The 25,637-nt window shown below is 69.8% G+C and carries 21 protein-coding genes and 3 pseudogenes; 10 read left to right on the forward strand and 14 right to left on the reverse strand.

The window, feature by feature from the left end:
- Position 1: 1 nt before the first annotated feature.
- From ACX28W_RS30080 to ACX28W_RS30105, 6 genes are all read right to left on the reverse strand, one after another.
- Positions 2-715, reverse strand: coding sequence for a nucleotidyltransferase family protein (locus tag ACX28W_RS30080; RefSeq protein WP_459002890.1), 714 nt, complete (start codon positions 713-715; stop codon positions 2-4).
- A 65-nt stretch (positions 716-780) separates the two neighbouring features.
- The gene (locus ACX28W_RS30085) at positions 781-1,782 is read right to left on the reverse strand and encodes an SDR family NAD(P)-dependent oxidoreductase (RefSeq protein ID WP_459002891.1); all 1,002 of its coding nucleotides are present in this window, start codon (positions 1,780-1,782) and stop codon (positions 781-783) included.
- A gap of 266 nt (positions 1,783-2,048) precedes the next feature.
- Complete coding sequence (locus ACX28W_RS30090) at positions 2,049-3,425, reverse strand: hypothetical protein (RefSeq protein ID WP_459002892.1); 1,377 nt, start codon at positions 3,423-3,425, stop codon at positions 2,049-2,051.
- The gene (gene pelF, locus ACX28W_RS30095) at positions 3,422-4,975 is read right to left on the reverse strand and encodes a GT4 family glycosyltransferase PelF (protein WP_459002893.1); all 1,554 of its coding nucleotides are present in this window, start codon (positions 4,973-4,975) and stop codon (positions 3,422-3,424) included. The genes ACX28W_RS30090 and pelF overlap by 4 nt, the downstream gene beginning before the upstream one ends.
- 86 nt (positions 4,976-5,061) lie before the next feature.
- Positions 5,062-7,197 (reverse strand): hypothetical protein, encoded by a 2,136-nt coding sequence (locus ACX28W_RS30100; protein WP_459002895.1) that lies wholly within the window; start codon positions 7,195-7,197, stop codon positions 5,062-5,064.
- Positions 7,198-7,641: 444 nt separating this feature from the next.
- On the reverse strand, positions 7,642-8,169 hold the full coding sequence (locus ACX28W_RS30105; protein ID WP_459002896.1) for a hypothetical protein: 528 nt from the start codon (positions 8,167-8,169) through the stop codon (positions 7,642-7,644).
- A gap of 615 nt (positions 8,170-8,784) precedes the next feature.
- Between ACX28W_RS30105 and ACX28W_RS30110 the strand changes: the two genes are divergently transcribed.
- From ACX28W_RS30110 to ACX28W_RS30125, 4 genes and pseudogenes are all read left to right on the forward strand, one after another.
- Positions 8,785-10,287 (forward strand): purple acid phosphatase family protein, encoded by a 1,503-nt coding sequence (locus ACX28W_RS30110; RefSeq protein ID WP_459002898.1) that lies wholly within the window; start codon positions 8,785-8,787, stop codon positions 10,285-10,287.
- Between the two features lie 440 nt (positions 10,288-10,727).
- Entirely contained in the window at positions 10,728-11,762 is a 1,035-nt protein-coding gene (locus tag ACX28W_RS30115) for a serine/threonine-protein kinase (protein ID WP_459002900.1), read from the forward strand.
- Between the two features lie 521 nt (positions 11,763-12,283).
- Positions 12,284-13,099: an ABC transporter ATP-binding protein gene (locus ACX28W_RS30120; RefSeq protein WP_459002902.1), complete on the forward strand. Its 816-nt coding sequence runs from the start codon at positions 12,284-12,286 to the stop codon at positions 13,097-13,099.
- A gap of 110 nt (positions 13,100-13,209) precedes the next feature.
- Positions 13,210-13,323: pseudogene (locus ACX28W_RS30125) on the forward strand (shikimate dehydrogenase); the annotation flags it as partial.
- Between the two features lie 144 nt (positions 13,324-13,467).
- Here the strand turns inward: ACX28W_RS30125 and ACX28W_RS30130 are convergent.
- Both ACX28W_RS30130 and ACX28W_RS30135 read right to left on the reverse strand, forming a co-directional pair.
- Positions 13,468-15,204 carry a S8 family serine peptidase gene (locus tag ACX28W_RS30130; protein ID WP_459002903.1) on the reverse strand — a complete coding sequence of 579 codons (1,737 nt, stop codon included), beginning with the start codon at positions 15,202-15,204 and terminating at the stop codon, positions 13,468-13,470.
- A gap of 130 nt (positions 15,205-15,334) precedes the next feature.
- Complete coding sequence (locus ACX28W_RS30135; RefSeq protein ID WP_459002905.1) at positions 15,335-15,823, reverse strand: hypothetical protein; 489 nt, start codon at positions 15,821-15,823, stop codon at positions 15,335-15,337.
- Between the two features lie 496 nt (positions 15,824-16,319).
- On the opposite strand from ACX28W_RS30135, the gene ACX28W_RS30140 reads away from it, so the two are divergent.
- The 4 genes and pseudogenes from ACX28W_RS30140 to ACX28W_RS30155 all read left to right on the forward strand — a co-directional run bounded on the left by ACX28W_RS30140 (position 16,320) and on the right by ACX28W_RS30155 (position 18,552).
- Complete coding sequence (locus ACX28W_RS30140) at positions 16,320-16,586, forward strand: PAS domain-containing protein (protein WP_459002906.1); 267 nt, start codon at positions 16,320-16,322, stop codon at positions 16,584-16,586.
- 67 nt (positions 16,587-16,653) lie between these two features.
- Positions 16,654-17,048: pseudogene (locus ACX28W_RS30145) on the forward strand (PP2C family protein-serine/threonine phosphatase); the annotation flags it as partial.
- A gap of 328 nt (positions 17,049-17,376) precedes the next feature.
- Complete coding sequence (locus ACX28W_RS30150; protein WP_459002908.1) at positions 17,377-17,610, forward strand: hypothetical protein; 234 nt, start codon at positions 17,377-17,379, stop codon at positions 17,608-17,610.
- Between the two features lie 708 nt (positions 17,611-18,318).
- Positions 18,319-18,552, forward strand: coding sequence for a hypothetical protein (locus ACX28W_RS30155; protein WP_459002909.1), 234 nt, complete (start codon positions 18,319-18,321; stop codon positions 18,550-18,552).
- 428 nt (positions 18,553-18,980) lie between these two features.
- Here the strand turns inward: ACX28W_RS30155 and ACX28W_RS30160 are convergent.
- Positions 18,981-19,283, reverse strand: a pseudogene (locus ACX28W_RS30160) (alpha/beta hydrolase); the annotation flags it as partial.
- A 52-nt stretch (positions 19,284-19,335) separates the two neighbouring features.
- Between ACX28W_RS30160 and ACX28W_RS30165 the strand changes: the two are divergent.
- The gene (locus tag ACX28W_RS30165) at positions 19,336-19,986 is read left to right on the forward strand and encodes an SMI1/KNR4 family protein (protein ID WP_459002911.1); all 651 of its coding nucleotides are present in this window, start codon (positions 19,336-19,338) and stop codon (positions 19,984-19,986) included.
- 199 nt (positions 19,987-20,185) lie between these two features.
- Here the strand turns inward: ACX28W_RS30165 and ACX28W_RS30170 are convergent, their stop codons facing one another.
- The 5 genes from ACX28W_RS30170 to ACX28W_RS30190 all read right to left on the reverse strand — a co-directional run bounded on the left by ACX28W_RS30170 (position 20,186) and on the right by ACX28W_RS30190 (position 24,265).
- The gene (locus ACX28W_RS30170) at positions 20,186-20,977 is read right to left on the reverse strand and encodes an MBL fold metallo-hydrolase (RefSeq protein WP_459002912.1); all 792 of its coding nucleotides are present in this window, start codon (positions 20,975-20,977) and stop codon (positions 20,186-20,188) included.
- A 67-nt stretch (positions 20,978-21,044) separates the two neighbouring features.
- The gene (locus ACX28W_RS30175; protein WP_459002913.1) at positions 21,045-21,836 is read right to left on the reverse strand and encodes an alpha/beta hydrolase; all 792 of its coding nucleotides are present in this window, start codon (positions 21,834-21,836) and stop codon (positions 21,045-21,047) included.
- 11 nt (positions 21,837-21,847) lie between these two features.
- Positions 21,848-22,687 carry an alpha/beta fold hydrolase gene (locus tag ACX28W_RS30180; RefSeq protein ID WP_459002915.1) on the reverse strand — a complete coding sequence of 280 codons (840 nt, stop codon included), beginning with the start codon at positions 22,685-22,687 and terminating at the stop codon, positions 21,848-21,850.
- A gap of 83 nt (positions 22,688-22,770) precedes the next feature.
- Positions 22,771-23,595, reverse strand: a complete 825-nt coding sequence (locus ACX28W_RS30185) for an alpha/beta fold hydrolase (RefSeq protein WP_459002917.1) — start codon at positions 23,593-23,595, stop codon at positions 22,771-22,773.
- A 94-nt stretch (positions 23,596-23,689) separates the two neighbouring features.
- The gene (locus ACX28W_RS30190) at positions 23,690-24,265 is read right to left on the reverse strand and encodes an ATP-binding protein (protein ID WP_459002918.1); all 576 of its coding nucleotides are present in this window, start codon (positions 24,263-24,265) and stop codon (positions 23,690-23,692) included.
- A 329-nt stretch (positions 24,266-24,594) separates the two neighbouring features.
- On the opposite strand from ACX28W_RS30190, the gene ACX28W_RS30195 reads away from it, so the two are divergent.
- Positions 24,595-25,515 (forward strand): helix-turn-helix domain-containing protein, encoded by a 921-nt coding sequence (locus ACX28W_RS30195; RefSeq protein WP_459002919.1) that lies wholly within the window; start codon positions 24,595-24,597, stop codon positions 25,513-25,515.
- Positions 25,516-25,637 lie beyond the last annotated feature (122 nt).

Here is a 25,637-nt window from a genome sequence, read left to right on the forward strand (position 1 = left end):
GTCAGGCTCCCTTGAGCAGCAGCGACTTGCGGGTGGTGAACTCGGCGTTGGCCCGGTCGTAGTCGTCCGGGCGTCCGATGTCGAGCCAGTACCCCTCGAAATCGTAGGCGTGCGGGGGATTTTGGGTCCGCAACAGGTCCAGCACGAGTTCGTCGAAGCCCAGCGGCAGGCCGGGGGTGTACCCGTCGAGCGTCGCCCGCGACAGCCCGTACACGCCCATCGAAACGCGGTAGTCCATGCTCGGCTTCTCGGTGAACGCGACGACCTTGCTCGCGTCGGTGGTCAGCACCCCGAAGTCGATGTGCACCTTGCGCGCGTACGTGGCGATCGTCAGCGGCGCGTCCGAACTCCGGTGCCGCAGGAGGACGTCGGCGAAGTCGAGGTCGGTGAGCACGTCCCCGTTCATCACGAGGAACGACTCCGGCAGCCGCTCACGCATGGTGAGCAACGGGCCCATGGTGCCCAGCGGGCTCTCCTCGGTGGAGTAGTCGACGGCCATACCCCATTGGGAGCCGTCGCCGACGTAGGCGCGGATGATCTCACCCAAGTGACCTATGGCGATGGTGCAGCGGGTGAAGCCGGCCGAGGCCAGCTGACGCAGCACTATCTCGAGGATGGCGTGCTGATCGCCGATGGGCACGAGCGGCTTGGGCAGCGCGGTGGTGTAGGGCCGCAGCCTCACGCCCTTGCCTCCCGCCAGGATCACTGCGTGCATGGGACTCCTCCTTCGTGGGATGTGCCGATATGGGGATGTGCCTACGGGGATGTGCCGGGACGGGGTCAGATGTTGTAGATGCCGGTCTTGTAGCGGGCGAGGTTGGCCGGGTCGCGGAAGAACTCCACGGTGTGCGCGAGACCCTGTTCCAGTGCGTGGGCGGGGCTCCAGCCGGTCGCCTCACCGAGCCGGGTCGCGTCAGCGACCAGCCGCATCACCTCCGAGCCCGCGGGCCGGATGCGCTGCGCGTCCTCGCGGACGTCGAGGGCGGCGTCCATCACCTTGCCGATCAGCGCGACCAGGTCGCCGACCGAGATCTCGCCGCCGGTACCGGCGTTGAAGGTCCGGCCCACGACCCGGTCGGCGGGCGCGGTGCCCACCGCGAGAAACGCCTGCGCGGTGTCCTTGACGTAGGTGAAGTCGCGGGTGGGGCGCAGGTCGCCGAGGGTGATGGTGCGCGTCCCCGCCGCGACCTGGCCGATGACGGTGGGGATGACCGCCCGCATCGACTGGCGCGGACCGAAGGTGTTGAACGGCCGTAGCGTCACCACAGGGGTGTCGAAACTGGCGTGGTAGCTGTCGGCCAGCCGGTCCCCGCCCGCCTTCGAAGCGGCGTACGGCGACTGGGTGTTGATGGGGTGGTCCTCGGTGATCGGCACGGTCTGCGCGGTGCCGTAGGTCTCGCTGGTCGAGGTGTGCACGAGGCGGGGGGTACCGAGGGCGCGTACCGCCTCCAGCACGTTGAGGGTGCCGGTGACGTTGGTGTCCACGTAGCTGTGCGGCGCCTGGTAGGAGTACGGGATGGCGATCAGGGCGGCCAGGTGGTAGACGCAGTCGGCGTCTTCGACGAGACCGCGCACGGAGCCGGGGTCCCTCACGTCACCGAGGACGATCTCGACGTGGTCGAGGACATCGGGATGCAGGGTCTCCAGCCAGCCGTAGGAGGAGAAGGAGTTGTACTGCGCCATGGCCCTCACCCGGTGCCCGGAGGCGACCAGCGCCTCGGTGAGGTGGGAGCCGATGAATCCCTCGGCTCCCGTGACGGCGGCGAGCGATGCGGAGGTCAAATCGCGGTCCTTCCGGTCGGTGGCGCGTGTGGCGTTGCGTGCGGTGTTGCGTGCGGTGCCGAGGCGTCCGGGGGCGGCCCGTGGGGGTCGCTGTCGTGCGGTGGTCGCCGGTGCGGTGCGATGCGGTGCGGTTTCGGGCGGGGCGCGGTTCCGTGCGACGGTGCGAGCGCGGTTCCGGGCGACGCGGGCGGGGGTGAGGCGTGTGGTGCCGGGCGGGGGAGAGGCGTGGGAGGGGCCGGGGCAACTGTGTGGTGCAAGGTCGGGGTTCAGGAGTGCGGTGCGGGACGTCCCAGCAGCCGCAGCGCCCACGCGGTGAGACACAGCGCGGCCGCGCCGCAACACAGCGACAGCACGTCGGCGCCCGGTGGTGGATGGAACACGGCGATCGCCGCGCCCCCGGCGGCGGCTGCCAGACACACCCCGGCCGGTGGCCAGGCCACCCCGAATGCCTGGAGCAGCAGCGCGATCCACAGCGTCGCCGCGAGCAGCAGCAGCGGGGCCGGCTCGGCGCCGGTGAGCAGCGCCGCGGGCAACAGCGGAAGGAGATAGGCCAGCAGACAGAGGCCGAGGATGCCGGCCGAACGCAGGAGGAAGGCGGCCGGTGTGGCGGTGGCCCGCAGCGCCGCCACCGACATCCCCCGGTATCGGTACAGCAGCCATTCGGCCGGCCCCATACTCACGGTCAGCACGATTACGGCGTACGGGTGCCGACTCCCCTCCAGCAGCACCAACACCCCCGCGGCCAGGCCGAACAGGCCGTACGGCAGGGACCGCAGCAGCGCGGGTCGGGCGACGTCCGGGACGGGGGAGGCCGTGAGCGTGGACCGCAAGGCCCAGCCGGCCGCCACGGCCGCTCCGAGCAGGGACAGCATCGGCAGTGCGGCCCGCAGCAGCGTGCCCGGCTCCCACCACGGCAGCACCACCGCACCGGCGATCACCGGGGTGAGCGCCGCCAGCAGCAGCCGCTCCCGGCCCAGCACCAGCAGCACACCGGCCGCCGCGAGATACGCCGACTGCGCGGCCGCGACCAGGGCCGCCGTGCCGGACTGGGCGAGCAGTGTCCCGGCACCCGTCGCCGCGACTGCGCCCAGCGGGGCGCCTTTGAGCAAGGTGCGGCCCGCCTCGCGTCGGCCGGTCGCCATCCGCAGATAGGCCCGGTGCCCGAGTGCCTGGCCCCAGGCCCAGGAGACGAGCCCGGCCACGACCAGCACGTCGGTGTCGGCCTGCGCGTCCCACAGCCGCCCGGTGAGCAGGTAGGCGAGTCCTGGCAGCGCGAACAGCGCACCGCGCAGTGCGCACCGCAGGTGATCCGGTCGCCAGGGGTCGACCGGCGGCGCGGGCTCGGGAAAGGTGCGCGGCACCCGCTCGTACAGCGCGGACGCGAGCGAGAACAGGTTCGGGTGTCCGTAGCGCTCCTGGATCACCTCGGCGGTCAGTCCCTCCGACTCCAGCAGCGCGGCCACCTCGTACGGGTGGACGGCCGGCCCGATGCCGTCGGCCAGTTCGGCGGCGAGCAGGTCGACCGCGTCCTGGTTCCCGCCGCTTCCCGGCGCGCGCGGTGCGGGGGAGCGGCCGCCGGCGAGTCGCAGGGAGAGCGTGTCGCCTTGTGCACCGCCGGGTTCGAGGGCCATCGGTCCGCTCATCCGGCCAGGCTCCTCGGCCTCGGGACCTGGGAGTCGCCCGCCGCCGCGAGTGCGGAGTCGGAGTCGGTGTCGGTGTCGGCAGCCCAGGGGTCGCGTGGGGTGCTCCGGCCGAGCGCCGGCAGCTCCAGGTAGATGGACCGGAAGGTGTCGACGGTCTGGCGCAGGGTGAACTGCTCGATGACCCGCAGTCGGGCCGCCTCGCCCATCGAGCGGCGGCGCCCGGGATCACCCAGCAGTTGAAGCGCGGCCGCGGCCATGGCGGCGGCGTCGCGCGGCGGCACGACGAGCCCGGTGTCGCCGACGGCCTCGCGTACGCCGCCCACGTCCGTGGAAACGGTCGCCCGCCCGCACGACATGGCCTCGATCAGGGTGAAAGGGAAGCCCTCGCTGATGCTGGAGAGCATCACCACGTTGCCCGCGGCGTAGGCGTCCTTGATGTCGTCGACCCGGCCCTCGAAGGTGACCGCGTCGGCGTGCCCGAGCTCGGCGGCCAGGGCCTGGCAGCGTTCCCGGTAGGCTTCGCCGCCGCGCGGTGTGCCGCCGAACAACCGCAGCCGCGCGCCGGGGAGTTCGGCCCGCACGAGGGCGAAGGCGCGGATGAGCGTCTCCAGGTCCTTGATCGGGTCGACCCGTCCGGCCCAGCTGAGGGTGGGCTGCTCGGGCTCGGGGCCGGCCGGCGGGAACGCGGCGGGGTCCACGCCGTTGTAGACGGTGCGTATCGACGTGGGGTCGGCGCCGCCCTGTTCCTCCCACAGCCGGTTGTAGCGGTTGCCCGGTGTGATCAGGGCGGCCCGCCGGTAGGTCTCCTCGGCCAGCAGCCGGAAGAAGCCCAGCACGACGGCCTTCACGGGCCAGCGGTAGGGGGCGGTGCGGTAGCCGAGGTAACGCTCGCGCAGATAGACGCCGTGCTCGGTCAGCAGCAGCGGTACGCCGTGCCGCTCCAGCGCGGCCAGGCCCGGCAGCGCGGCGACGCCGCCGCTGACCGCGTGCGCCACCCCGTGCTCCGGCGGCGGCGTCGCCAGCGGGCGCAGGGCATGCTCCAGCAGGGCGGTGGCGGTGATCGCGTCGTGCAGGGTCGGCCGGGCCTCACGCACGGCAAGGCCCGGGCGGTTCCACACGGCGGTGAGGATGCCGATCGCCCGGTCGCCGCGCAGGAAGGGACTCAGCAGCCCGTCGGCCGCGGCCGACGCCAGCGCGTACAGGGCGGCGGCGAACCGGTCCTCCGCGCAGGGGTCGAGCAGGGCGGTCAGGAACTGCTCGTAGGCGGAGGCCAGTTGGCTGCGGCGCCGCCCGCGGGGCGGGCGGCCTTGGGGCGCGGGCCCCCACATGGGGACCGCGGTGACGCGCGAGACGTGTTGGGGGATGTCCCACACGACCGGTTCGCGTCCGGTACCGGTGACGGCGATGACGTCGAAGGCGATGTCGGGCATCCCGCCGACGAGCTGGTCGCACCAGACGCTGACACCGCCGTGACTGTGCGGATACGTGCCTTCGGTGAGCAGGGTGACGCGCGTTGACTTGGGGCGTCGCGCGCCGTGGGGAACGGGCATCGATGTGCTCCACGGCCGGGGTATGGGGTGGTCGTGCCGGTTCCGGCCGCGGTGGGTGCGGCCGGAACCTTCGGTCGGTGCGCCGTTCAGCTGTCCGGGGTGTACGGAACCCGCTCCCTCACACCGGCCGGCACCCGGGTGGTCGGAGTGGTTGCGGTCGCCGTCTCCTCCGTGGTGACGCCGGCGGTCGCGGCCGTCGGCGTGCCGGACGACGGCAGGGTGAGCGTGAGTGGCTGCCCGGTCGGGGCGGCCCATCCGGACACTTCGCCGGCGTACGCGTCGCCGAAGCCGGCGCCGGCGCTCACGGTGCCGGCGGGCATGGTGGCCGTCACCGCGACGCCGTCGGGCGTCTGGACGGTCACCGTGTCGCCGACGTGGTAGGCGGTGACCTGACCGGCGGCGACCGCCGACTTCCAGGCGGCACGCCGCTGCAGCTCGGTGCCGATGTCCTTCATCCGCAGGTTCACCACGGGGGTGTTGTCCGCGAACAGGGCGGAGTACCCGTCGAGGATGCCGTCGAGGACCGGGTAGGCGATACGGTCCTCGGCCAGGTTCGACTGATGGATGAAGTGCGGCTTGGGATCGTTGGACAGGACGTGTCCGAGGCCGGTTCTCGTCTCCACCGGCACGATGTGGTCGGCGTAGCCCGTCGCGGTGCTCAGCGGCGCCGACAGGCAGGTGGAGGTGGCGGGGTTGTCCTCGCAGATGCCGCTGCCGCCCTGGGCGCGGCTGGTGTAGATCCAGTTGTACTCGTCGACCTGCTCGGCCGCCCGCCCGGCGTTGTAGAAGACGTTCATCGGATAGCGGGAGACGGTCGTCGAGGGGCCGACCTGACGCTGCACGGGGTCGCGGGAGTTGTCCGAGGCGAGCCACTGAACGTCGTTGTCGGCCAGCGCGAGCGCCAGGTTGGGGTTGTCCTCGGGCTGCTGCGGCGAGATCCTCAGGCCGGAGTGCTCGCCGGTCACCAACTCGTCGTTCTCCAGCGGGAGTCCGGCGGTCCGACCCCAGACGCGGTTGTTGGCGATCTCGTCGGAGATCTCGGTGCGGCTGACCCACGCGGTGGAGCCGTCCGCGTTGGTGGCGCACTTCCACGGCACCACGCTGACGTCCTGCACACAGCCGAGGAACGGGTGCGAGTACGTGTGGTTGACCCAGCGGAAGCTGTCGCGATCGGCGATGAACTGATCGGCGAGTTCGTCGACGCCGTCGTTGTCCTCGCGCTGGTTCACGCTGCCGGCGCCGTTGTACACCATGTCGAGGGTGACATGGTGTCTGCCCTGCCATTCGATGGCGTGGTCGACGTCGGCCGGGGTCATGCGGATCGGATTCGCCACGCCCTGGCCCGGGGGGCAGTCGATGTCGCCCGGCGTGCAGTTGAGTTCGGTGTCCCAGCGGTCGTCGGCCGCGAACACGTCGTCTACGTGTACCGCGAAGTAGTTGCGCGAGGCGCCGAGGTGCACGCCGTCGGTCATCCACTCCACGATGCCGCGCGCCAGCAGCCGGAACTGCTGTTGGTACTGGTTGTAGACGAACGTGACGACGAGCTCGCGCCGTCCGTCGTGCCGGTACTCGCCGACCAGCGAACCCCGGGTCGACTGCCCTGGGATCGGCGCGTCGACGTACGGGATGAAGTCCGCCCCCGCGACCGGTGTCGACAGATAGGCGTAACTCTCGCCCACATCAGGGGAGTTGTCCTCGAACGGCACGGCTCCGTCCAGATAGCCGAACGGCCCCGCCTGCCCGGCAGCGGTGACCTCGGCCTGAACACCGTCGACGCTGCCGGAGTAGCCGCCGTAGACCGGGTACTGGAGCCCGGCCTCGGGACGCGCGTAGGTGTAGGCGTCGACCTGCGGGATCGCGTACGTCTGCTCGTAGGCCGCCAGCGCCGCCATCTCGGCGGAGCCCGCGGCGAACGGGTTGTCGTTGGGCAGCACGACGGCCTGGAACTTGGCCCGCGGTGTGCCGTCCACCGTGTCCGCCAGGAAGCCGGCGTCGATCACGGGCCGGCCGGTCTGCTGCAGGTCGACCTCGGTGTATGGCGTGCCGGCCGTCTCCAGCTCGGCGGCGATGGCGTCGGTGGCCGGGCCGCCGTCGCTCACGATCAGGACTCGCAGGTCGATGCGCGTCGCGGCGTCCACGGCGTGTGCCGTGCCGGCCGGTAAGCCGAGCGAGACGATGAGCGCGCCCACGGTGAGCACGGTCGTGCGAATGGTCCGCTTCATGCGGTGAAGTCCCCTCCCCGGGCAGGGGTGAGTACTGCTCCTACGGAGCGGACGCACCCCCTGCGCGACGCCACCGCCCCCCTCAGACGTCGGTCGTCAAACGCATTCGTCGCGTCACATAGTGAGGTCTGTGTGTAGTTTTCGTGCGCCCGTTGCGAAACATGACGGAAAAGAGCAGGCGTCCAACTGGTGATCGCCGGAGCCGGAACGTCCATGTCGCGGCCGCCGGGGCGCACGCGGCGGGGCTTGCGGGAAGGCCCCTGCGCTGGCCCCGGGCCGGGGCGGAGCGCATGGACCGCTGACGCCCGCCGGTGCCGGAGCGCCAGCGGTCCAGACCACGGTGTCTTCCCGGCGCCTGATCGGTTTCAGGTCACCCTCACCCCGGACTGCGAGCGTGCCCAGGGTGGCCGGTCTGTGCGGACCGGTCGCCGCCTGTCTCTCGGGTCAGGAGCAGAGCACGCGGGTCTCGGGTGTGTAGAGGGGGCCGCCGCTGGTGCTCGTGCTGTCGCTGAACTCGGCGTAGAAGTACGAGTAGAAGCCGATGTTGCCGTTGCAGCCGGAGTCGGCGGCGACCTGCAGCGTGAGTGTGACGGTCCGGCTCTGGCCGGGCGGGATGGTGGCCCCGTAGTTGGCGCCGAGGTTGGCGGGACCGGTGCCGGAACACGCGACACTGCCGGCGGCCGTGGCCAGGCTGCAGCCGGTGAAGCTGTACCGCAGATCGGGCCGCTGGGTGGTCAGCCAGGTCGGCTCGATCGTCTGGTAGACGAACCAGACGTCGTAGGTCCTGTTGTTGGTGATCGTCATCGACAGGTTCACCGCGCCACCCGGCACAGTGGTGGCGCTGTCGGTGGCGAACGTCAGATCGGCCGGGCCCGGGTCGGCCGCACTCGCGGTGGGAGCCAGGCCGAACAGGGCGAGGACAAGGGCGAGGGTGGCGGTGAGGCCGAGGCGTCTCGTCTGTGTGGATCGCATGGCCCGGAAGGCTAGGCGCACCGCTACCGCCCCGTCTGCCCCACCCGGATCGCCGGTAACGGCGCCCGGCCGGAAGTGGATGTCCGGTGAAGAGGCTGTGGAGGCGCTGTCTCGGTCCGCGGTCGCCGGTATTCCTGCACGGCAGTGTCGAGCAGGGGGACCGGCGGGCCACGGCCGACGGTGCCGGACGGCTTCGCGGGCCGCCCCGGCGCTAATGGCGGATACAGGGTGCGCCGGCCGCCGCGGAACGATCACCGCCGAATGCGACGCGGTGACGTTACCGGCCGGGCCGTCCAGGTCTTGCCGACCCGGCCCGAGACGGCGGCGGCGCCTGCCTGTCACCGCAGCGGAGGCGGCCCGAGACGGCGGCGACGCTTGCGGCGGGGCGCGGGGCCGCCGACCGGGAACAGGGCATGCGATACCTTCTTCCCGGCCGCCGGGGACGCGGCCGTCCCGCCCCCGGGCCCGCCCCTCGCCGACGGCGCGCCCATCAGGTCGGCGGGTCACGGCAGTTGAACTGGCGGGCGGTGCAACGGCCTTTCCCCGCACCGTCGTTTCAAGTCGCTGCCGTCGGCCACACCGCTGCTGTTCACCACCCGTGGGCACGGAACAGGCATGCACTGTTGCCTCTTTGCTCCCCACGCTGTCCCGCGGTCCGCCGAAACCCTCGCACGTGCTCTGTTCAGGGCCCTGCCCGCTGCCGCCGCCCATCGCCGTACGGCCCACGCACCCACCCCCCGCGGCCCCGATGCCGTGTCTGCTGTCCATCTGGAGCTGGTCACGCTTGCTGAGGACCGGGCTGTTGTCACCTGGTACACCGGTGTGCCCGGGAGCGACGACGGGCTCGGGCGTATGCTCCCGGCCGTGACCGAGGGGGAAGTCGTCTACGGAACCCATCCCGCCCGTCTGAACCGCACCGCCGCCGAAGAAGGCCACACCGCCCACCACTATGTGGAGCTGACTGGTCTGGAGCCGGGGCAGACGTACTACTACCAGGCCCGCTCCCGGGGTTCGGCGGCCACCCCCACACCTCTGCACCTGGTGAAGGGCAACGCTGTGGGCACCTCCCTGCATGGATTCGGCTCGCGCGCCGGCCCGTACTCCTTCACCACGCCGCATCCTCCGCCAGGCCGTCATCTGCTGTCGATTGCGCTCTGCAACGACCTGCATCTGGGCGAGACCACCGCCGGTCGGGTGGCCGGTCTCCCGCTGCCGCGCGGCATCTCGCAGCCACCCGGCCTCGCGCCGTATCCGCAGATCATGGGCAGGGCGCTGGTCGAGGAGGCACGCCGACGCGGCGCGCACCACCTGCTGGCCGCCGGCGACATCTCGGCCGGCGGTGCGCCGTGGGACCTGAGGGAGGCCAAGCGGATCCTGGACGGGTTCGGCACGCACGGGCAGGACTACTTCGTTGTCCGCGGAAATCATGACCGGCCCACTGCCCGCACTCGCGGGGAGTGGGGCGACAGCTTCCGGGACGGCTTCTTTGCCGGCGGTTCACCCGCCTACTTTGCCCGTGATCTCGGCGGACTGCGGATCGTGGGACTGGACACGTACGAGAAGCGGGGCAACGGCGCCGGCCCCGGGGGACTCTCGCCCGACCAACTTGCTTGGCTCTGCACCCGGTTGAGGCAGGACAGGGACCAGCCCACGCTGGTCTTCGGGCATCATCCGCTCACCGTGCGCCACTCGCCGTTCCCGGTGACGGGCGGGCAGCGTCTCGACCGCCGCCAGGCCCGAGCCATTCTCGACGCCTACGCCTCCACGCCCGGCGTGTTCCTCCACCATGCCGGTCACACTCACCGAAACAAGCGCACCGTTCTCGCGCAGGCCCCCCACGTCGCACTGCAGGAGGTCGGCGCGGTGAAGGAGTACCCCGGCGGTTTCAGCCTGCTGCGGATCCACACGGGCGGATACGCCCTCAACTATTACAAGAGCAGCAGTCGGCCGGCCCGGGAGTGGAGTGAGCGCAGCCGGCGTGTGGTGGCGGGCTTGTGGCCGCAGTACGCCTTCGGTCCCTCCGTTCGTGACCGTAACAGTGTGGTGGTGCGCGATTTTTCCGGTGTTACTCCGTGGAGGTCGGTGCCTGCTTTCTGTGGCGTTGCGCAGGAGCGGTAGGCGGGTAATTCTCCTTGACGGAATGCTCGTTTCCCGATAATGAGAAAGAATGACGGAGGCGGCATTTCGGATAAGTGGGCTCGAATAACCGCATGTTGAATATCCCGTCACTGGGATGCGGTGGTGGGGGTGTGGGCGGCGTCGGCCGGGCGTTGGGTGCCGTGCGGGTGGGGCGGGATTGTGGAATTGGGCAGTTGGTGGGGGCTGGACCACGGGTTCGGGCTGTTCCAGGGCGGGCGGGGGGTGGGGGCCGCTGGATAGAATGCGGGTATGGGCGGGTGGCCTGTGGGTTCGGCTGCGCCGGGGCGTGTCTTCGAGGCTGGCTCCGGTGTGGGTGGTGGCCGTGGTGGACGCCCCGTTGCGGTGTCGGGGCGGGTGGGCGGTGTCTGCGGTGCGGCCGGTGGTTGCGGCGCGGCGGGTGCACGTTGGGGTGGTGTGTGATGGTTGCGGGGTCGGACGGGACGGGTGTGTATGCCGGGCGCGCGTCGGGTTTGATCGGGACGCAGATCGCGGGTTACCGGGTGGAGCGCGAGATCGGCCGTGGGGGTATGGCCGTGGTGTACTGCGCGAGGGATTTGCGCCTGGAGCGTATGGTCGCGCTGAAGCTGCTGGCTCCGGAGATGGCGCGTAATGATACTTTCCGTCGTCGTTTCACGCATGAGTCGCGGGTGGCTGCGGCGATCGATCATCCTCATATTGTGCCGATTTTCGAGGCCGGTGAGACGGATGGTGTTTTGTATATCGCCATGCGTTATGTCTCGGGGCTTGATTTGCGGGCTCTGCTCGACCGGGACGGGCCGTTGCCGGTGGAGACGGCATTGCGTATTGCCGGGCAGGTGGCGTCGGCGCTTGATGCGGCTCATGAACATGATTTGGTGCATCGGGATGTGAAGCCGGGGAATATTCTGGTGGCGCGGGGCACCGACAGCGATCATCCCGAGCATGTTTATCTCACGGATTTCGGGTTGACTAAGAAGTCGCTGTCATTGACGGGCTTCACGACGGTGGGGGAGTTCGTGGGCACGCTCGATTATGTGGCGCCGGAGCAGATTTCGGGTCGTCCGGTGGACGGCAGATGTGATCTGTACAGCCTTGCCTGTGTTGTGTACGAAACCCTCGCGGGCGGGCCGCCGTTCCAGCGGGATGAGGACATCGCGCTGCTGTGGGCGCATCAGTACGATCAGCCGCCTGCTCTGAGTGAGAGACGGCCGGGGACCGCGGCGGCGATGGACGACGTGCTGGCAAGGGCTCTGGCGAAGGTCCCCGAGGACCGTTACAGCTCGTGTTTGGAGTTTGTGGGAGCTTTGCGTGTTGCTGCGGGTGGGGGTGGGGGTGGGGGTGGGGATGGGGATTCGGGTGGTGGTGGGGAGGATGTGGGGTTGGCAGTTGGTCCGCCGGTGTGGGCCTGGCCGGTGTTCAGCATGTTTCTTGCGAGGAACCCTGGGCGTTCACGCCCGGGAGGAATCGCATCTTGAGGCAGCGTTGCACCGCTGTGTCGTAGCGGCGGAGCCGCCCGCTGATGCCCACGACCATGCCGACAGCGATGGCGGTGACAATGGTGACCACCTTGATCAGGCCCGAACGGTGCATCAACCGGCTGAAACTGGCGCGGTCTGGCACTGCGCACGGCCACACTCGCGCCGCCCTACCTGGGCGGCCTCCACATCGCAGCCATCCTCATGCGGTCCACCACGTGATCCATCAGACACTGCCGGCTAGCCGCGGTGGTCCGCCGGATCCCAGGCCCGGCTGCAGGAGCAGCACTCAAGCATGCCATGTCGCTGTGCGAGCGCGTCACGGTGCTCTCCAGCGGTGGGGTCATCGCAGGGGGCACGCCCGCCGAGGTGGTCGCCGCTCCCGAGGTGATCGAGGCGCATCTCGGGGATTCCGCGATGGCAGACGCTCCGCGACCGCAGCCGGCTCCGCGCCAGGCCCCCGCGGCTCCGCCCCAGGCCTCTGCCTCGGCCGAGGAACCTGCATCGAAGGAGGCAGCGCGGTGAGGACGATCCACTTCCGGCGAACGGCCGCCCCCGGCACCAGCACGCCGGCCGCACTCACCGTCGACGACCTGTCCGTGCACTACGGCGGGGTCCGCGCGGTCAGTTCGATCAGCTTCAGCGTGGAGCCCGGGGCCTCGGTGGGCATCATCGGCGCCAACGGCGCGGGCAAGACCTCCACCCTCAAGGCGCTGACGGGCCTGGTACCGCGCGGCGGCGGACGCATCACGCTGGGGGAGCGCGACCTGACCCGCCTGCGGGCCCGCGACACGGTGCGGCACGGCATCGGCTCCGTACCGGAGGGCCGGCATGTGTTCCCCGGCCTGACCGTGGAGAAGAACCTGCTGCTCGGCGCATATGCCCGCCGATGGGACGCCGAGACCCAGGCCACGCTGGCCGAGGTGCACGAACTCTTCCCGGTGCTGGGCGAGATGGGCCAGCGGCTGGCCGGCGCGCTCTCCGGCGGTCAGCAGCAGATGCTCTCCATCGGCCGCGCCCTGATGGCCAGGCCGCGCATCCTGCTGCTCGACGAACCGTCGATGGGGCTCTCGCCCAAGCTCGTCGGCGAGATCTTGAACGCGCTGAAACGGCTGCGTGAGGAGGGGCTGAGCCTGCTCCTCGTGGAGCAGAACGCCCAAACTCACCTTCGGCGCGACGAGTCACTGCCTGGTCATGGAGAACGGCAGCGTCGCCATGACCGGCACCTCCGAGGAGCTCAGCCGGGATACCCGGGTGCGCCAGATCTACCTCGGGCTGTGAACGATTCACGGAAGGGAGTGCGGCGATGGACCAGGACTCGTATCTCATCGGCCTGATCGGCTCCGGCATAGGCACGTCGCTCAGCCCCGCACCAGCGGGTGGTGTTGCTCGGCGCCGGAGGAGCCGGGGCGGCCGTCGCCCACGCGGTGCTTGCCCGCGGCGCCGAGTCTTCCAGGCCGCCGATGCCTTTCGGTTGTTCACCGGCAGGGAGCCGGACAGCGCACGGATGCTCGCCGATGCCGACCAGCTTGCCCACGCGGCCGAAGCCGAAGCGACGTGAGCCGACTCGACCGGAGGAAGACCGCATCGTCACAGTGTCCCTGCAGGATCGGGGCCCGGCGGCCAGCCAGGCGGCGCCCGCCCTTGAAGAGGCGGGCGCCGCTCGATGATGTGGGGACAGACCTGGCTATGACCCAACCGGGGCCTAACCGGTCAGGGTCGGGACGTAGGGCGACAAGGCCGGAGCGAGTTGTACGCCAGGGGCCAGGCCGAGGGCGACGAGGGCGTCCGGCAGGCCGCGGCCGACACGCGCCGCTTCCGTGGTGCCCGGGGCCGCCAGCTGACGGCAGCTGGCGGAGATGATGGCGAACAGGTGCTGCACCCGGCCGGGTCCACGGGGCAGCAGCTGGCCGTGGAAGTCCTCGTGGTGGGCGAGCACGAGGGCGGCAAGGCCGGCGACGTGGGCCGAGGCCGTGCCGGTGCCGTCGAGGGCCGCGTATCCGCCCTGCGGCGAGCACGCCAGGACTGCCACGCCGGGAGCGACCGCGTCGACCCCCGGGCCATAGCAGCTGAACGGCGCAGCGAACAGCCCTTCCGGTGTCAACTGCGGGCCCAGATGGGTGGCCTGGGACGTGTCCTGCGGGTACGAGCCGAAGACTCCCAGCGCGCCCACGGCGAACACGGTCGGCAGCGAGCCGGGGAAGGCGACCGGTCCGCCCGTGTCGCCCGTCGGAGCGACGCAGGCGACACCCGCCGCGTTGGCATCGGCAAGCTTGCGGGAGACCAGCGCCGACGCATACGGGGTCGCCACCCCGATGTGGGCGACGTCGACCTCGTGGTCGATGCAGTGATCCAGCGCGGCGATCAGGTCACTGAAGCAGCCGCCCGGCTGCACCTGACAGACCTCCAGCTCGGCGTCGACCGCGATGCCGATGACGCCCTTGCCGGTGTCCGCCCCGGCGATGATGCCCGCCGCGTGGGTGCCGGTGCCCACCTTGTCCTGGGCCCAGCCATCTTCCGTACCGCGGACGAAATCGAGTCCGGAGCGCGCGCGTTGTTTCAGATCGGGGTGCTCGGAGGCGACCCCCGAACCGATGACCGCGACCCTGACCCCGAAGGCACGGAACGTGGGGGGCAGCCGGTCCAGCCGCATGGCCCGCTGGCCCCAGCTGTACTGCTGCCTCTCGTCCAGCCCCGGGTACACCTGGTCCAGCGGTGTGAGGGCGACCAGGTTCTCCTCGGTCACCGACAGATCGGGACGGTTGATCCAGCGGTCCGCATAGCCTCCCGCGGGCCGGACGTAGAGGGACTGCACGGACTCCGCGGTCTCCGTGGCCAGCGTGACGGTCACCGTCCCGTCGGCACCGGTCAGGCCCGGCCACGGCCAGGACGCCCCGATCAGGAACACCCCCGCGCCGGCCAGCGGTTCGCCCTCCGGGCCGCACACGCGCAGCGAGATCTTCGTAGGTTCCGCGAGCGGCGTGACAAGCCCCGGGTCAAGGAGCGGAAGAATGCTCGCGGTCGGCGTAGCGATGGGTCCGGTTCCGGACAGAGGCAGGTCCGGCTCGATGTGTACGTGCAGCGATCGCATCGCCGGCACCTGGGACTCGGCTGCTTCGACAACCGCGATCTTCGGGCAGGAGGGGTGCAGCCCGGCCGATTGCAGCTTCTCCGACGGGTGGAGCCTGCGGATCACCCTGACCTCGGGCATCCGGTCCAGCCGGTCACACACCGTGTCCATGGTGAGCTCGGACACTCCCGGTGGGAGCAGATGCTGTGGCAGCGGCGTCACCATGTACCGCTCGCGGCGCGGTTGCACCAGGTGCGGTGACTGCGCGCCTTTCTCACGTGGCCCCGCTTGCCTGCCCTCGGGTTCGGACGAGCCCGCGCCCTCACCCTCGGACCCGCTCTCGTGGCTGTTTCCGGGCCTTTCCTTGACCATCACGTCCACCTTCACCACGCCTACGTCGTCTGAGTGCTTCTGATCCGGCGATGGGGCGGCTCGCGCTTCCACGGTGATGCGGTGTGCCCGGAAAACCGCTCCGGGCACACCGCATCGCGCCGCCCTCAGGTCAGCCGATACCGAACGGCTGGCCCATCTGGCCCATCTGGCCGAAGCCGGGCTGCTGGTACTGCTGGCCGTACGGCTGCTGGCCGAACCCGCCGCCCCACTGCTGACCCTGCTGACCCTGCTGACCCTGCTGACCCTGCATGCCCTGCTGGCTCTGCTGACCCTGCTGACCCTGCTGACCCTGCTGGCCCTGCTGGAGCAGCGCCATGATCGCGGTCGGCAGCGCCTGCTGCACGGACTGTTCCACGGCGTGCTGGATGCCTGCGTGCAGCGAGCGGTGCAGCGCGAGCGCCAGGTACGGGTGCGCCTGCTGGGCCATGCCCGGCTGCTGCTGGAGCTGCTGCTGGATCTGCTGGATCTGCTGGAACGTCTGCTGCACCTGCTGCGCGACCTGCTGGGCCGTCTGCTGGCACGCCTGCTGGATGGTCTGCTGGACCAGCTGGGCGATCTGCTGCGGGCCGGCCTGCTGCAGGGGTTGGGTACCGGTCATCACCGACATGAATGCTCCATTCGATGCCACCAAGGGGAAGCCGACGCAGGAATAGCGTCGGATTTGTCACATAGTGTGACGATCTCGAAGCTAGGTCAGCGCTGGTTCAGCCGCAATCGGACGACCGGCTCCTGGAGGATGAATCCCCGACCGATCGCCGACCATTACACGGTTGGCTGACGGCGCAGAAGCCTGCGCGACTGGCATCCAGCCGCATGATCACCGTCACCCGAGGGACCGGCCCTCGTCCAACGGGAATCCTGCCGCCAATTGAGTGGCGTCATCGACAGCCGCATGCCGTGGCCTGCAGACATCGACGCTCGGTTACAGGGCCGACATGACAATCGACCGCAAACGCCAGCGGCACTTCGAGAAGACGGTGGGGTTCGTGAGCCAGCCCTTTCAGGCCGCGTGAGGGCGCCCACGCTCCGGCGAGAGCGAGAGTGGGCCGGGCACCCTCTGCAGCGTTTCCCAGAAGGGAGTGCCCGGGTGATGAGTGCAACGGAAACCGTTCCGGGCCGAACCCAACCGGGCACGGATTCCGTCGGCGCCTGGTGGCCTGCTGGACGGGTTGAAGGTGGCTGCCGTCGTGCTGGACGCGGACGGGCGGATCGTGTTGGGGAGTCCGCAGGCCGAGGAGTTGTTCGGCTACAGCGCCGAGGAGGCCCTGGGCCAGTTGGCGGGTCGGCTCCTGGTTCACGAGCAGCACCTGGATCTGGTGATCGATTTGCCGGTGTCATCGAGCTGCCGACCGCGTGGGTGAGGTCGCACAGTACGATGCGGACCGCCTGGTGACCCAGTGTGTGAACCTCGGGCGCCGCCCTGACCCCCAGCGCACGCTCCTGCCCCAGCAGCCCCCGGACCGGCCCGGCCAGGAGATCGCCTACCGCTACCAGCCCGCCGGGGCCGCCAGCGAAGTCGGCGGCGACTGGTTCGACGTCATCCCTCTCACCGCAGACAAGGAATGGGCAGCGGCAACACCGCCGCCGCGACCATGGGCCAGCCGAGCAACGCCGCACGCGCGCTGGCCGACCTGGACCTCGACCCGGCCGAGGTCCTGCAACACCTCGACCACAGCATCACCGGCCTCGAACAGCCCATAGCCACCTGCCTGTACGCGTATACGACCCCCAGCGCGGCCGAAGGCCGTATCTCCCTCGCCGGTCACTTGCCGCCGGCCCTGTGGCGCTCCGGATGCGCGTCGGAACTGCTCGACCTGCCCACGTTGTCCCGGCGTAAATCAACCTCAATGAGGGACGGCTGGCTGACGCCCGCGCCGTCGGCGCGATGGCCGGCGGTGCCGGTTTCAATGGGCCGAGGGGTTTCGACGACGGCCGAGTTCAGCCGACACCCACAGGGGGTCCGGCGGACACCGCCCTCGCCTGATCTTCGCGCCTGCACCTCTTGCCCCGGGGCCCGTTGACATCCGCATCCTGAAGGAATAGGACGAAAGTTGCAAAGCTCGCAAAAGGGGGCGTTTTGAGATCTGTGTGGCTCCCAGGCCACCGTTGGCAGGACTCCTTAACTCTGCGCCACAGAAAGGAGGTGAAAGCATGAGCGACACCGAACAGGCACCCCAAGAACCCGAGGTGACCCCGTCCGAAGGCGAGGAGCCGGAAGCCGAGAGGGCGGACGCCGCAGAGGCCACGGAGGCGGAACCCTCCGCGGCCGGCGAGACCGCGGAACCCGAGGTGACCCCGTCCGACGAACAATCCGGAGCCGAGACAGGGACGGAGGATACGGAGGCACCGACGACCGCGGGTGAGGGGTCGTCCGAAGAGGGTTGAGGGTGGCCTTAACTTGGTAAAGTGATCGCTATCACGGACACCGACGGACGGTGCCCTTTCCGTACGGCCGGAGGAGAATGCGCCAGCTCCGGCATTCTCCTCCGGCTGCGTTTCGTTGGCCCTCGCCGCCCGCGCGCGACGGCCGCATGTGGGAACCGCACACCTAACCCACGTCCGCCGCGGCCCTGCCCGAGTGGGTCAGCGCCAAGGACGTGATCCTGGCGGGCGGACTTCGCCTCGTGGGTGATCTTGTCCAGTCCCTTCGTGTCAACGTCGCCCATGACAGGCGCCGAGCGGGCCGATGTGCGGATGGCGCGCCTTTTGCCGCCCATGCCGGTCTCGCGGCCTCGGCCTGGGAGCCGCAGGTGGACAGGTGTCTGGGCGACTTGGGCGGTGCGTCCACCGACGAAAGGCGAGTCAGAACGGCAGGGTCAGGAACCGGAGCCGCGACGGCTGCGCGGCGCGCGGTCATCTCGTGACGCGGAACAGGGGAGGGGACTGATGGCAACAGGCACGGTCAAGTGGTTCAACGCCGATAGCCGCTGTGATCGACCACAGAACCGCGCCAGCTGAGTGATTGATGTATGCCGGTTGGGTCCCGGTGGACGTGCCGCGGCAGGTCCGGCGCGGCTTCTCGCTACCGTCCAGGAAGGTCGGCCAAAGGGCCCCTGTCTTGTCCATGCACCCAATCACGAGGAGCTGACGTTCATGGCCGTGTGCGAGGTCTGCAACAACGACTACGAGATGGCGTTCGAGGTTCATGCCGCAGGAGCTGTCCACACCTTCGACAGCATCGAGTGCGCCGCCCAGCGGTTGGCACCGATCTGCGACAACTGCCAGTGCCGCATCCTCGGCCACGGCCTTCAGGCGGACGGACAATTTTTCTGTTGCGGGCATTGCGCACGCCAGAGGGGCTTTACACAACTCGTCGATCACGTCTGAGAAGCCACCCACAGGATCCCCCGCATTGCCGAGAACGAGGCCGCGGGAGCGAAGGGCAGAGTCTTCTTTCCTGATCCTCTGGTTCCTCCTAATTCACCCTCGCGCTCGCCCTGTACGACTACGTCCTGCGCGTGCTGCGCGAGTCCCCCGACGGAGTCCCGCCCCGGCGTGGTTACTCCCTCCCCCAGGAGCCCGAACCCGGCGAGGCCCTGCCGTCCCACGAAGAGGCGAAGAAAGCCGTCCGGGAAGCACTGAGCCCGCTACCGGACGACTCCGCCACCCTGCACCGCCGCTTCGCCCGGCTCGGTATCGGGGACCGCCACAAGCACCTGATCCGGTCCACCGTCTCCAACCTGCCGCCGCCGACCGGGCAGCATGACGCGGCCCGTTCGCTGGGTCGGCAGCTGACCCGGACCGGCACCACCGTGTCACTGACCTCGAGCGAGCCAGTCGGAGCGGGTTCGGCGGGCCGTGGCCGAGATGTGCGCCTGCCGATACAGCGCGTCGAACCCGTGGAAGCCGCCCGCCCAGACGTGGAGTTCGGCCTGTCCGCAGGCCGCCCAGATGCGGGTGGCGTAGTCGGCGTCCTCGTCGCGGAAGACTTCGGCGGAGCCGGTGTCGATGTAGGTGTTCGGCAGGCCCGAGAGGTCGTCTGCCAGCGCGGGTGAGACGTACTCGGACACCTCGTCGTCGGTGAGGTAGCCGAGGACACAGCGCCATCCGAACTCGTTCTCGCCCACAGGCGGGCGGTGCGATACATCCTCTTCCCCCTACGGTGGGCGAATGCCTGAACGAAATGATGAGGCTGAGCGGGTCACCGCCGCATGGCAGCAGCTGACCGGCTGGCTGCGGGTGCACGCCCCTACCTCGTATGCCTCCCTGCTACCGCCTGCTACGGAAGAAGAGATCCAGGCCGCCGAGGCCCACCTGATGCAGTACCTCGGGTACGGGCTGCCCGCAGAGCTGGCCGCTTTGTGGCGGCTGTGCGGCGGCGTGGAGCACCAGTACATCGAGGAGAACGAGGACGAGGGCGAGGTCGGCTCCGGGGCGTTTCTACCGGACGGGGTGCTGTTCACCCCGGCCGAGGCGGTGCGCCCGCGGCTTCCCGGGAGCGGCCAGCGCGACTACTGGGACGGGGCCCAGGTGGTTCCGTGGCTCACGCGGGACGAGGCCGGGCCCGAGTACGGCCAGTACGTGTCCGCGGCCGGTGTCGGCCATTGGTCGACGATGGCCGGGCCAGAGGTGTCCGAGCCGCGCTACCCGTCGATAGCCGCCTACCTGGAGACCGTCCACCGCACCCTGACTGTGGGGCCGGCCGACCTGATGGGCTCCGATGTTCCCGGCATCGTGTGGGGCTGCCTGGTGTGGGAGAACCCGGAGTATCCGGGTCTGGACGACGCTTTCGAGCACTGGACGCCCTGGCTCTGTACGTGAGTAGCGGTTCTCGCGTCGGACTTTCGTGGAGCAGATCGAGGGGCTGACGCGGTGATACGGGCGGTGGGCGGAGCGGCTCCGCGCGGACTTGGGTGTCATCGGGCTCGCTCTGGCGGGACGGGCTGCTGCCCGGCTGGCGGCCCGATCAGGTATCCGGGTGAGCCGGGCCTCCGGCTCACCGCCTGGGGCGCGTCGCGGGTCAGGTGCTGATGTCCGTGGGGGTTCCGGTGGGAAGCCAGCGGAAGCGGTTGCGGATGTCGGCCGGGGCCCGGGCGAGTTCGTCCTCGATGGCGTCGCGGCCTTCACGGAAGTGGTGCCATCCCTCGTAGTGGACGGGAATGGCAGTCAGCGGCAGCAGCAGGCGGCACAGTTCGACGGCCTGGGCGGCCGTCATGGTGTAGCGGATCGGGCCGGTGACGGGGAACCGCACACCGCCGAGGTGCAGCAGCGCGGTGCCCACGCGCATGCGCTGGGCCACCTGCCGGACGCCGTCGTAGAGGACGGTGTCCCCGGAGATCCACAGCACGCCGTGCCGCTGGCCTTCCCACTTCAGGGCGAACCCTGTCACCTGACCGGTCAACGGCCGTGACAGCGGCGGGCCGTGGCGGGCGGGGGTGGCGGTGATGTCGATCGTGGGGCGGTCCGGGGCGTGGAGGCGGGTGGTCTGCCAGGGGGTGAGACCGCGGGCCTTTTCGCTGAGGCGTCGGGCTGCGGCGGGGGTGGTGATTACGCTGCCTGCGGCCGGGAGCAGGGTGCGTCCGGTGGTGTCGAGGTTGTCGCCGTGGTGGTCGTGGCTGAGCAGGATGGCGTCGATCGGTGGCAGGTCGGTGGCGGCGAGAGCGGGACCGGTGAGCTTGCGGGAGGAGGTGCCCCAGCCGAAGGGGTAGGTGCGGCCAGGGGGATCGAACGTGGGGTCGGTCAGCAGCCGCCAACCGCCGATTTCGATCAGGGTGGTCGGGCCGCCGATGTGGGCGATGCGGACATCGCTCATGCAGGACTCCTTCCCGGCCCGGGACGGGCTGTTCTGTCCCGGGCCAAGTACTGGCGGGTGTGTGGGGTCAGGAGTGGCCGAGCGCCCAGTCGAGGGCGTAGTCGGCGACTTCTTCCCAGCCGTCCTGTGCCGGCAACAGGTGGGAGCGTCCTGGGTATTCGACGATCTCGGTCAGGGTGTCGGACTTGTAGTGCTTGGCGTTGGATCGCTGGATCTTCGGCGGCATCAGGTGGTCGTTCTCGCCGGCGATGAACAGCAGCGGCGCGCGGTTGTCGTTGTGGTAGTTGACGTAGGAGTCGGCGTGGCCGGGGTGGATGTTGGCCAGCGCGCTGCCCCAGAACACGTGGCCGGAGGCGGGAATGTGGTAGCGCTCGTACGTCGCCTTCGCCTGGTCTTCGGGGAAGGTGTTGGTGAAGGCGTAGCGCCACTGGTCGTAGGTGAAACCGACGGCCTTGTGCCGGTTGGCGGGGTTTTTCAGCACTGGGAACGTCGCTTTGACCTGTGACAGGGGGACGATGGCGACACCTTCGGTGGGGGCGGAGTTCATCGCGACTCCGCAGGCTCCGTAGCCGTGGTCCAGAAGGATCTGGGTGAACACCCCGCCCGCGGAGTGCCCCATGAGGATCGGCTGGGTGTCGAGGCCGTCGATCAGCTTCTCCAGGGAGGAGATGATCGCGGGGACGGTGAGCTGCTCGATGGGTGTGGGGTCGGCGTTGAGGGCCTCCACCTCCGCCTCGAAGCCGGGGTAGGCGGGTGCGAGGACCCGGAAGCCCTTGGCCTGGTAGTGGGCTATCCAGTGTTCCCAACTGCGGGGCGTGACCCAGAAGCCGTGGATGAGGACGATCGTGTCGGGTTTCACGGGTGTGCCCTTCAGCGGGTGGCGGCGTAGGCGGTCTTGATGACGTCGGCGGCGGCTTTCGGATGGGAGATCATGACGACGTGCGAGGAGCGGATCTCGGTCACCTTGCTGCCGGCGCGCTTGGCCATGAACCGCTGGGCGGCGGGTGGGATGACCTTGTCCTCGGTCGGGATCAGATACCAGGAGGGGATGGTTTTCCAGGCGGGTGCGCCGCTTGGGCCGCTGAGCCCCTCGACCGAGCCGGGGCGCTGGGTGGCCGCCATGACACGTGTCGCGGAGGCGGGCAGATCGGCCGCGAACACCGCCTGGAACTTCTCGGGCGCGATGTAGCCGTCGGTGCCCGGGGCGTTGCCGGGCAGCGGGTAGGGGCGCGGGATGAGAGCGGTACCCAGTTCGCTGCCGGGGAACTGCTGCGCCAGTTGCAGGGCGCTTTCGCCCTCGTCGGGCGCGAAGGCCCCCAGGTACACCAGGGCCTTGACGCCTGCGTGCCCGCGGGCCGCGTTGGTGATGACGATGCCGCCGTAGGAGTGGGCGGCCAGGATCACGGGGCCGGTGATGGTGTCCAGCACGCTGGAGATGTACACGGCGTCGCCCGCGGTGTCCCGCAGCGGGTTGGCCGGCGCGATCACCGGGAAGCCGCTTTTCTGCAGCAGCTCGATGGTCGCGTTGAAGCCGGAGGCGTCGGCGAACGCGCCGTGCACGAGGACGACCGTCGGCTTGGTTCCGCCGCCCGAGCGGGCAGTACCGGGGGAAGCGGCCGATGCGGGGGTGGCAGCGCCGACGAGTGTGGCGGCGCCGGCCGCGAGCACCCCGCCGAGGACGCGGCGGCGCGGATGATGACCGGGGTTCATGGTGTGACTCCTTCTGGTGTGGGCGGGCATGGCGGTACAGGGCCGTGCGGGGACGGCGTGCCGGGGCTCGGTGCGGCGTCGGCTCAGGAGTTGAGGAATTCCAGCAGGTCGGCGCCGAGTTGGTCCTTGTGGGTGTCGGTGATGCCGTGCGGGGCGCCCGGGTAGACCTTCAGCGTCGCGTTCTTGATGCGGGCGGCCGACGCCTTGCCACCGACGTCGAAGGGCACGACCTGGTCGTCGTCGCCGTGGATGACGAGCGTGGGCACGTCGATGGCGTCCAGGTCGGCGCGGAAGTCGGTGGCGGAGAAGGCCGCGATGCACTCGTAGGCGCCCCGGTGCCCGGCCTGCAGGCCCTGTCGCCAGAACGCCTCTCGGATGCCCTGGGAGACGTCGGCACCGGGGCGGTTGTTGCCGAAGAACGGCCCGTCGGCCAGATCGCGGTAGAGCTGCGAGCGGTCGGCGAGTGATCCGGCGCGGATCGCGTCGAAGATCTCGATCGGGACGCCGCCGGGGTTGTCGTCGGTCTTGAGCATGAAGGGCGGTACGGCGGAGACGAGCACGACCTGGGCGAGGCGGGCGGTGCCGTGGCGGCCGACGTAGCGGGCGACCTCGCCGCCGCCGGTGGAGAAGCCGACCAGGGTGGCGTCGCGCAGGTCGAGGTGGTCGATCAGGGCGGCGAGGTCGTCGGCGTAGGTGTTCATCTCGTTGCCGTTCCACGTCTGGGTGGAGCGGCCGTGGCCGCGCCGGTCGTGGGCGATGACGCGGTAGCCGTGGGTGGCCAGGAACAACTGCTGGGCTTCCCAGCTGTCGGAGTTCAGTGGCCAGCCGTGGCTGAGGACGACGGGGCGGCCCGTTCCCCAGTCCTTGTAGTAGATCTGGGCGCCGTCGGATGCGGTGACGAAGGGCATGGGCTTCTCCCGACCGAGGGGGATGGTTGCGACCGTCTGATGGTTTGCCCACCCGGTGGGCCGCCGCATCGCGTGCGGCACGTAGTGGGTGTGGTCACCCTCGTAGGGCCTGGGCGAGCCGGCGTCGGGAGGGCACGTCGAGCTTCCGGAACACCTTGCGCAGGTGGTAGTCGACCGTGTTGGCGCAGCCGACTCCCTCGGCATACAGCCGACGGCCCACGAAGGCCAACACCTCCAGGGAGTCCCGGTCGAGCCAGCAAGCATCGTCGACACAGCACAGCACCGGTCGCTGCTCGGCCTTGTCCGCGAGAAAGGCCAGTAGGGCAAGCCCTACCAGAAATCGGTCCGCGGGAGGTCCGTCCGCCAGCCCACAGGCAACGTGAAGCGCCTCGCGCTGGAGCGGAAACAGCGCGCTCCCTTCCGTCAGTTCGTCCTGGAACGGGATGAGCAGCCGTTGCAGGGCAGCGAACGCGAACCCTGCCTCAGCTTCGACTCCGGCCACACGCAGCACCCGAAGATCTGCCGCCTCGGCGATCGCGTAGTCGATCAGTGCACTCTTGCCGATCCCTGCGTCACCCTGCAGGAGCACAACACCACTCAGGCCCCGACGCAGGTCCGCAATCAGGAGATCCAGTTGTCCGCACTCATCGGACCGGCCTTGGAAGTTCACACCCAGCACCCCTCGCCGCCCATCGGGTGGCCAGGGCACCGCAGATCCCCGTCGTCCCGGACACCCGTAGTTGTGAAGCACTTGTGAGGGAGCGTGGCACGGGCACGACCAGGCCGCTTTACCCTGCCTGCCAGGGCCTGTCCTTTGGCTGCCAGGGCCTGCCCCCACGTACACGTGTTGCGTGCATACATCTTTGCCCGAAAAGCTTCACACGACGGACACTGGCGCCCTGGGCGGCGACCGGTCCGCCACCCGACAGGGGAGGCGCCGTGCTCGTCCTCGACACAAACGATCTTCCACTCGGCGACAGGATCGCAGCCTACGAAGCAGTGGCTGCCGGCGAAGGCGGCATCTCCTCCGTTCAGGAGGAGGAGCCCGAGGACACGGTCTGGAAACGACTCGAACTCTGGCACCTCGGCCCGGTAACGCTCTTCCACACCCAGGGCACAGGGATGCGCATCTCCCGCTCACTCCGGCAGGCGCGGCGCGATGCGATGGACACCGTCGCGATCAATATTCATCGCCAGGGAGCCGGCGGTTTCGCCTGGAGCGACCATCAGCAGCACATCGGCCCGAACAGCGCGACCATGCACCACATGCCTGCCGGGTACGAGTACTGGTGGTCCGGCCTAGGCAGCACGCTGGCCCTGATGTTCGACACCGAACGCCTCAGCCTGCCCGAAGAGACGATCCGCACGTCCATCCCGACGCTCGAACACAGCCCCATCGGACGGCTGCTGATCAACCACGTTCACGGCCTGCACCGCATCGCCGACCAGAACAACAGGGGCCCCGAAGCCGATGCCCTTGCCTCCGCCACCCTGGAACTCGTCCGAGCCTGGGTGGTGTCCGTCGCCGGCGACGACCCCACCCGCCGGGCAGTCGCAAGGGAAACCCTCCTCACCCGTGTCCTGGCCTACGCCCGCGCCCATCTGAGGGAACCCGACCTCACCCCTCAAAGGATTGCCTGGGCGCACAACACGTCCGTGCGGACGCTGTACCGGCTGTGCGAAGACGGCGGGCTCAGTCTTGAGAAGTGGATCATCCGCCGTCGGCTCGAGGGCGCCCGCAGCGATCTCGCAGCCCCCGGACACTCGCACCGCACCATCGACGCCATCGCCCGCGGCTGGGGCTTCACCAACCCCGCCTTCTTCTCCCGCCGCTTCCGCCAGACCTACGGCACCACCCCGAGCCAATGGCGGAGACTTTCCCAGCAGGGCCGCCTCCTGTCCCCGCCGGACGATCTGTGACCAGACTTCCCCTGCTGACAGCCGGGAAGGCGCCGACGACGTGCGCCTGGTGCATAGACCTGTGTCACGAAAGCCTCACCTGGCAGACACTGTCGCCTGGGAAGGCAGCATTCGATCCGCGA

It is taken from the genome of Streptomyces sp. SD15 (assembly GCF_054462255.1).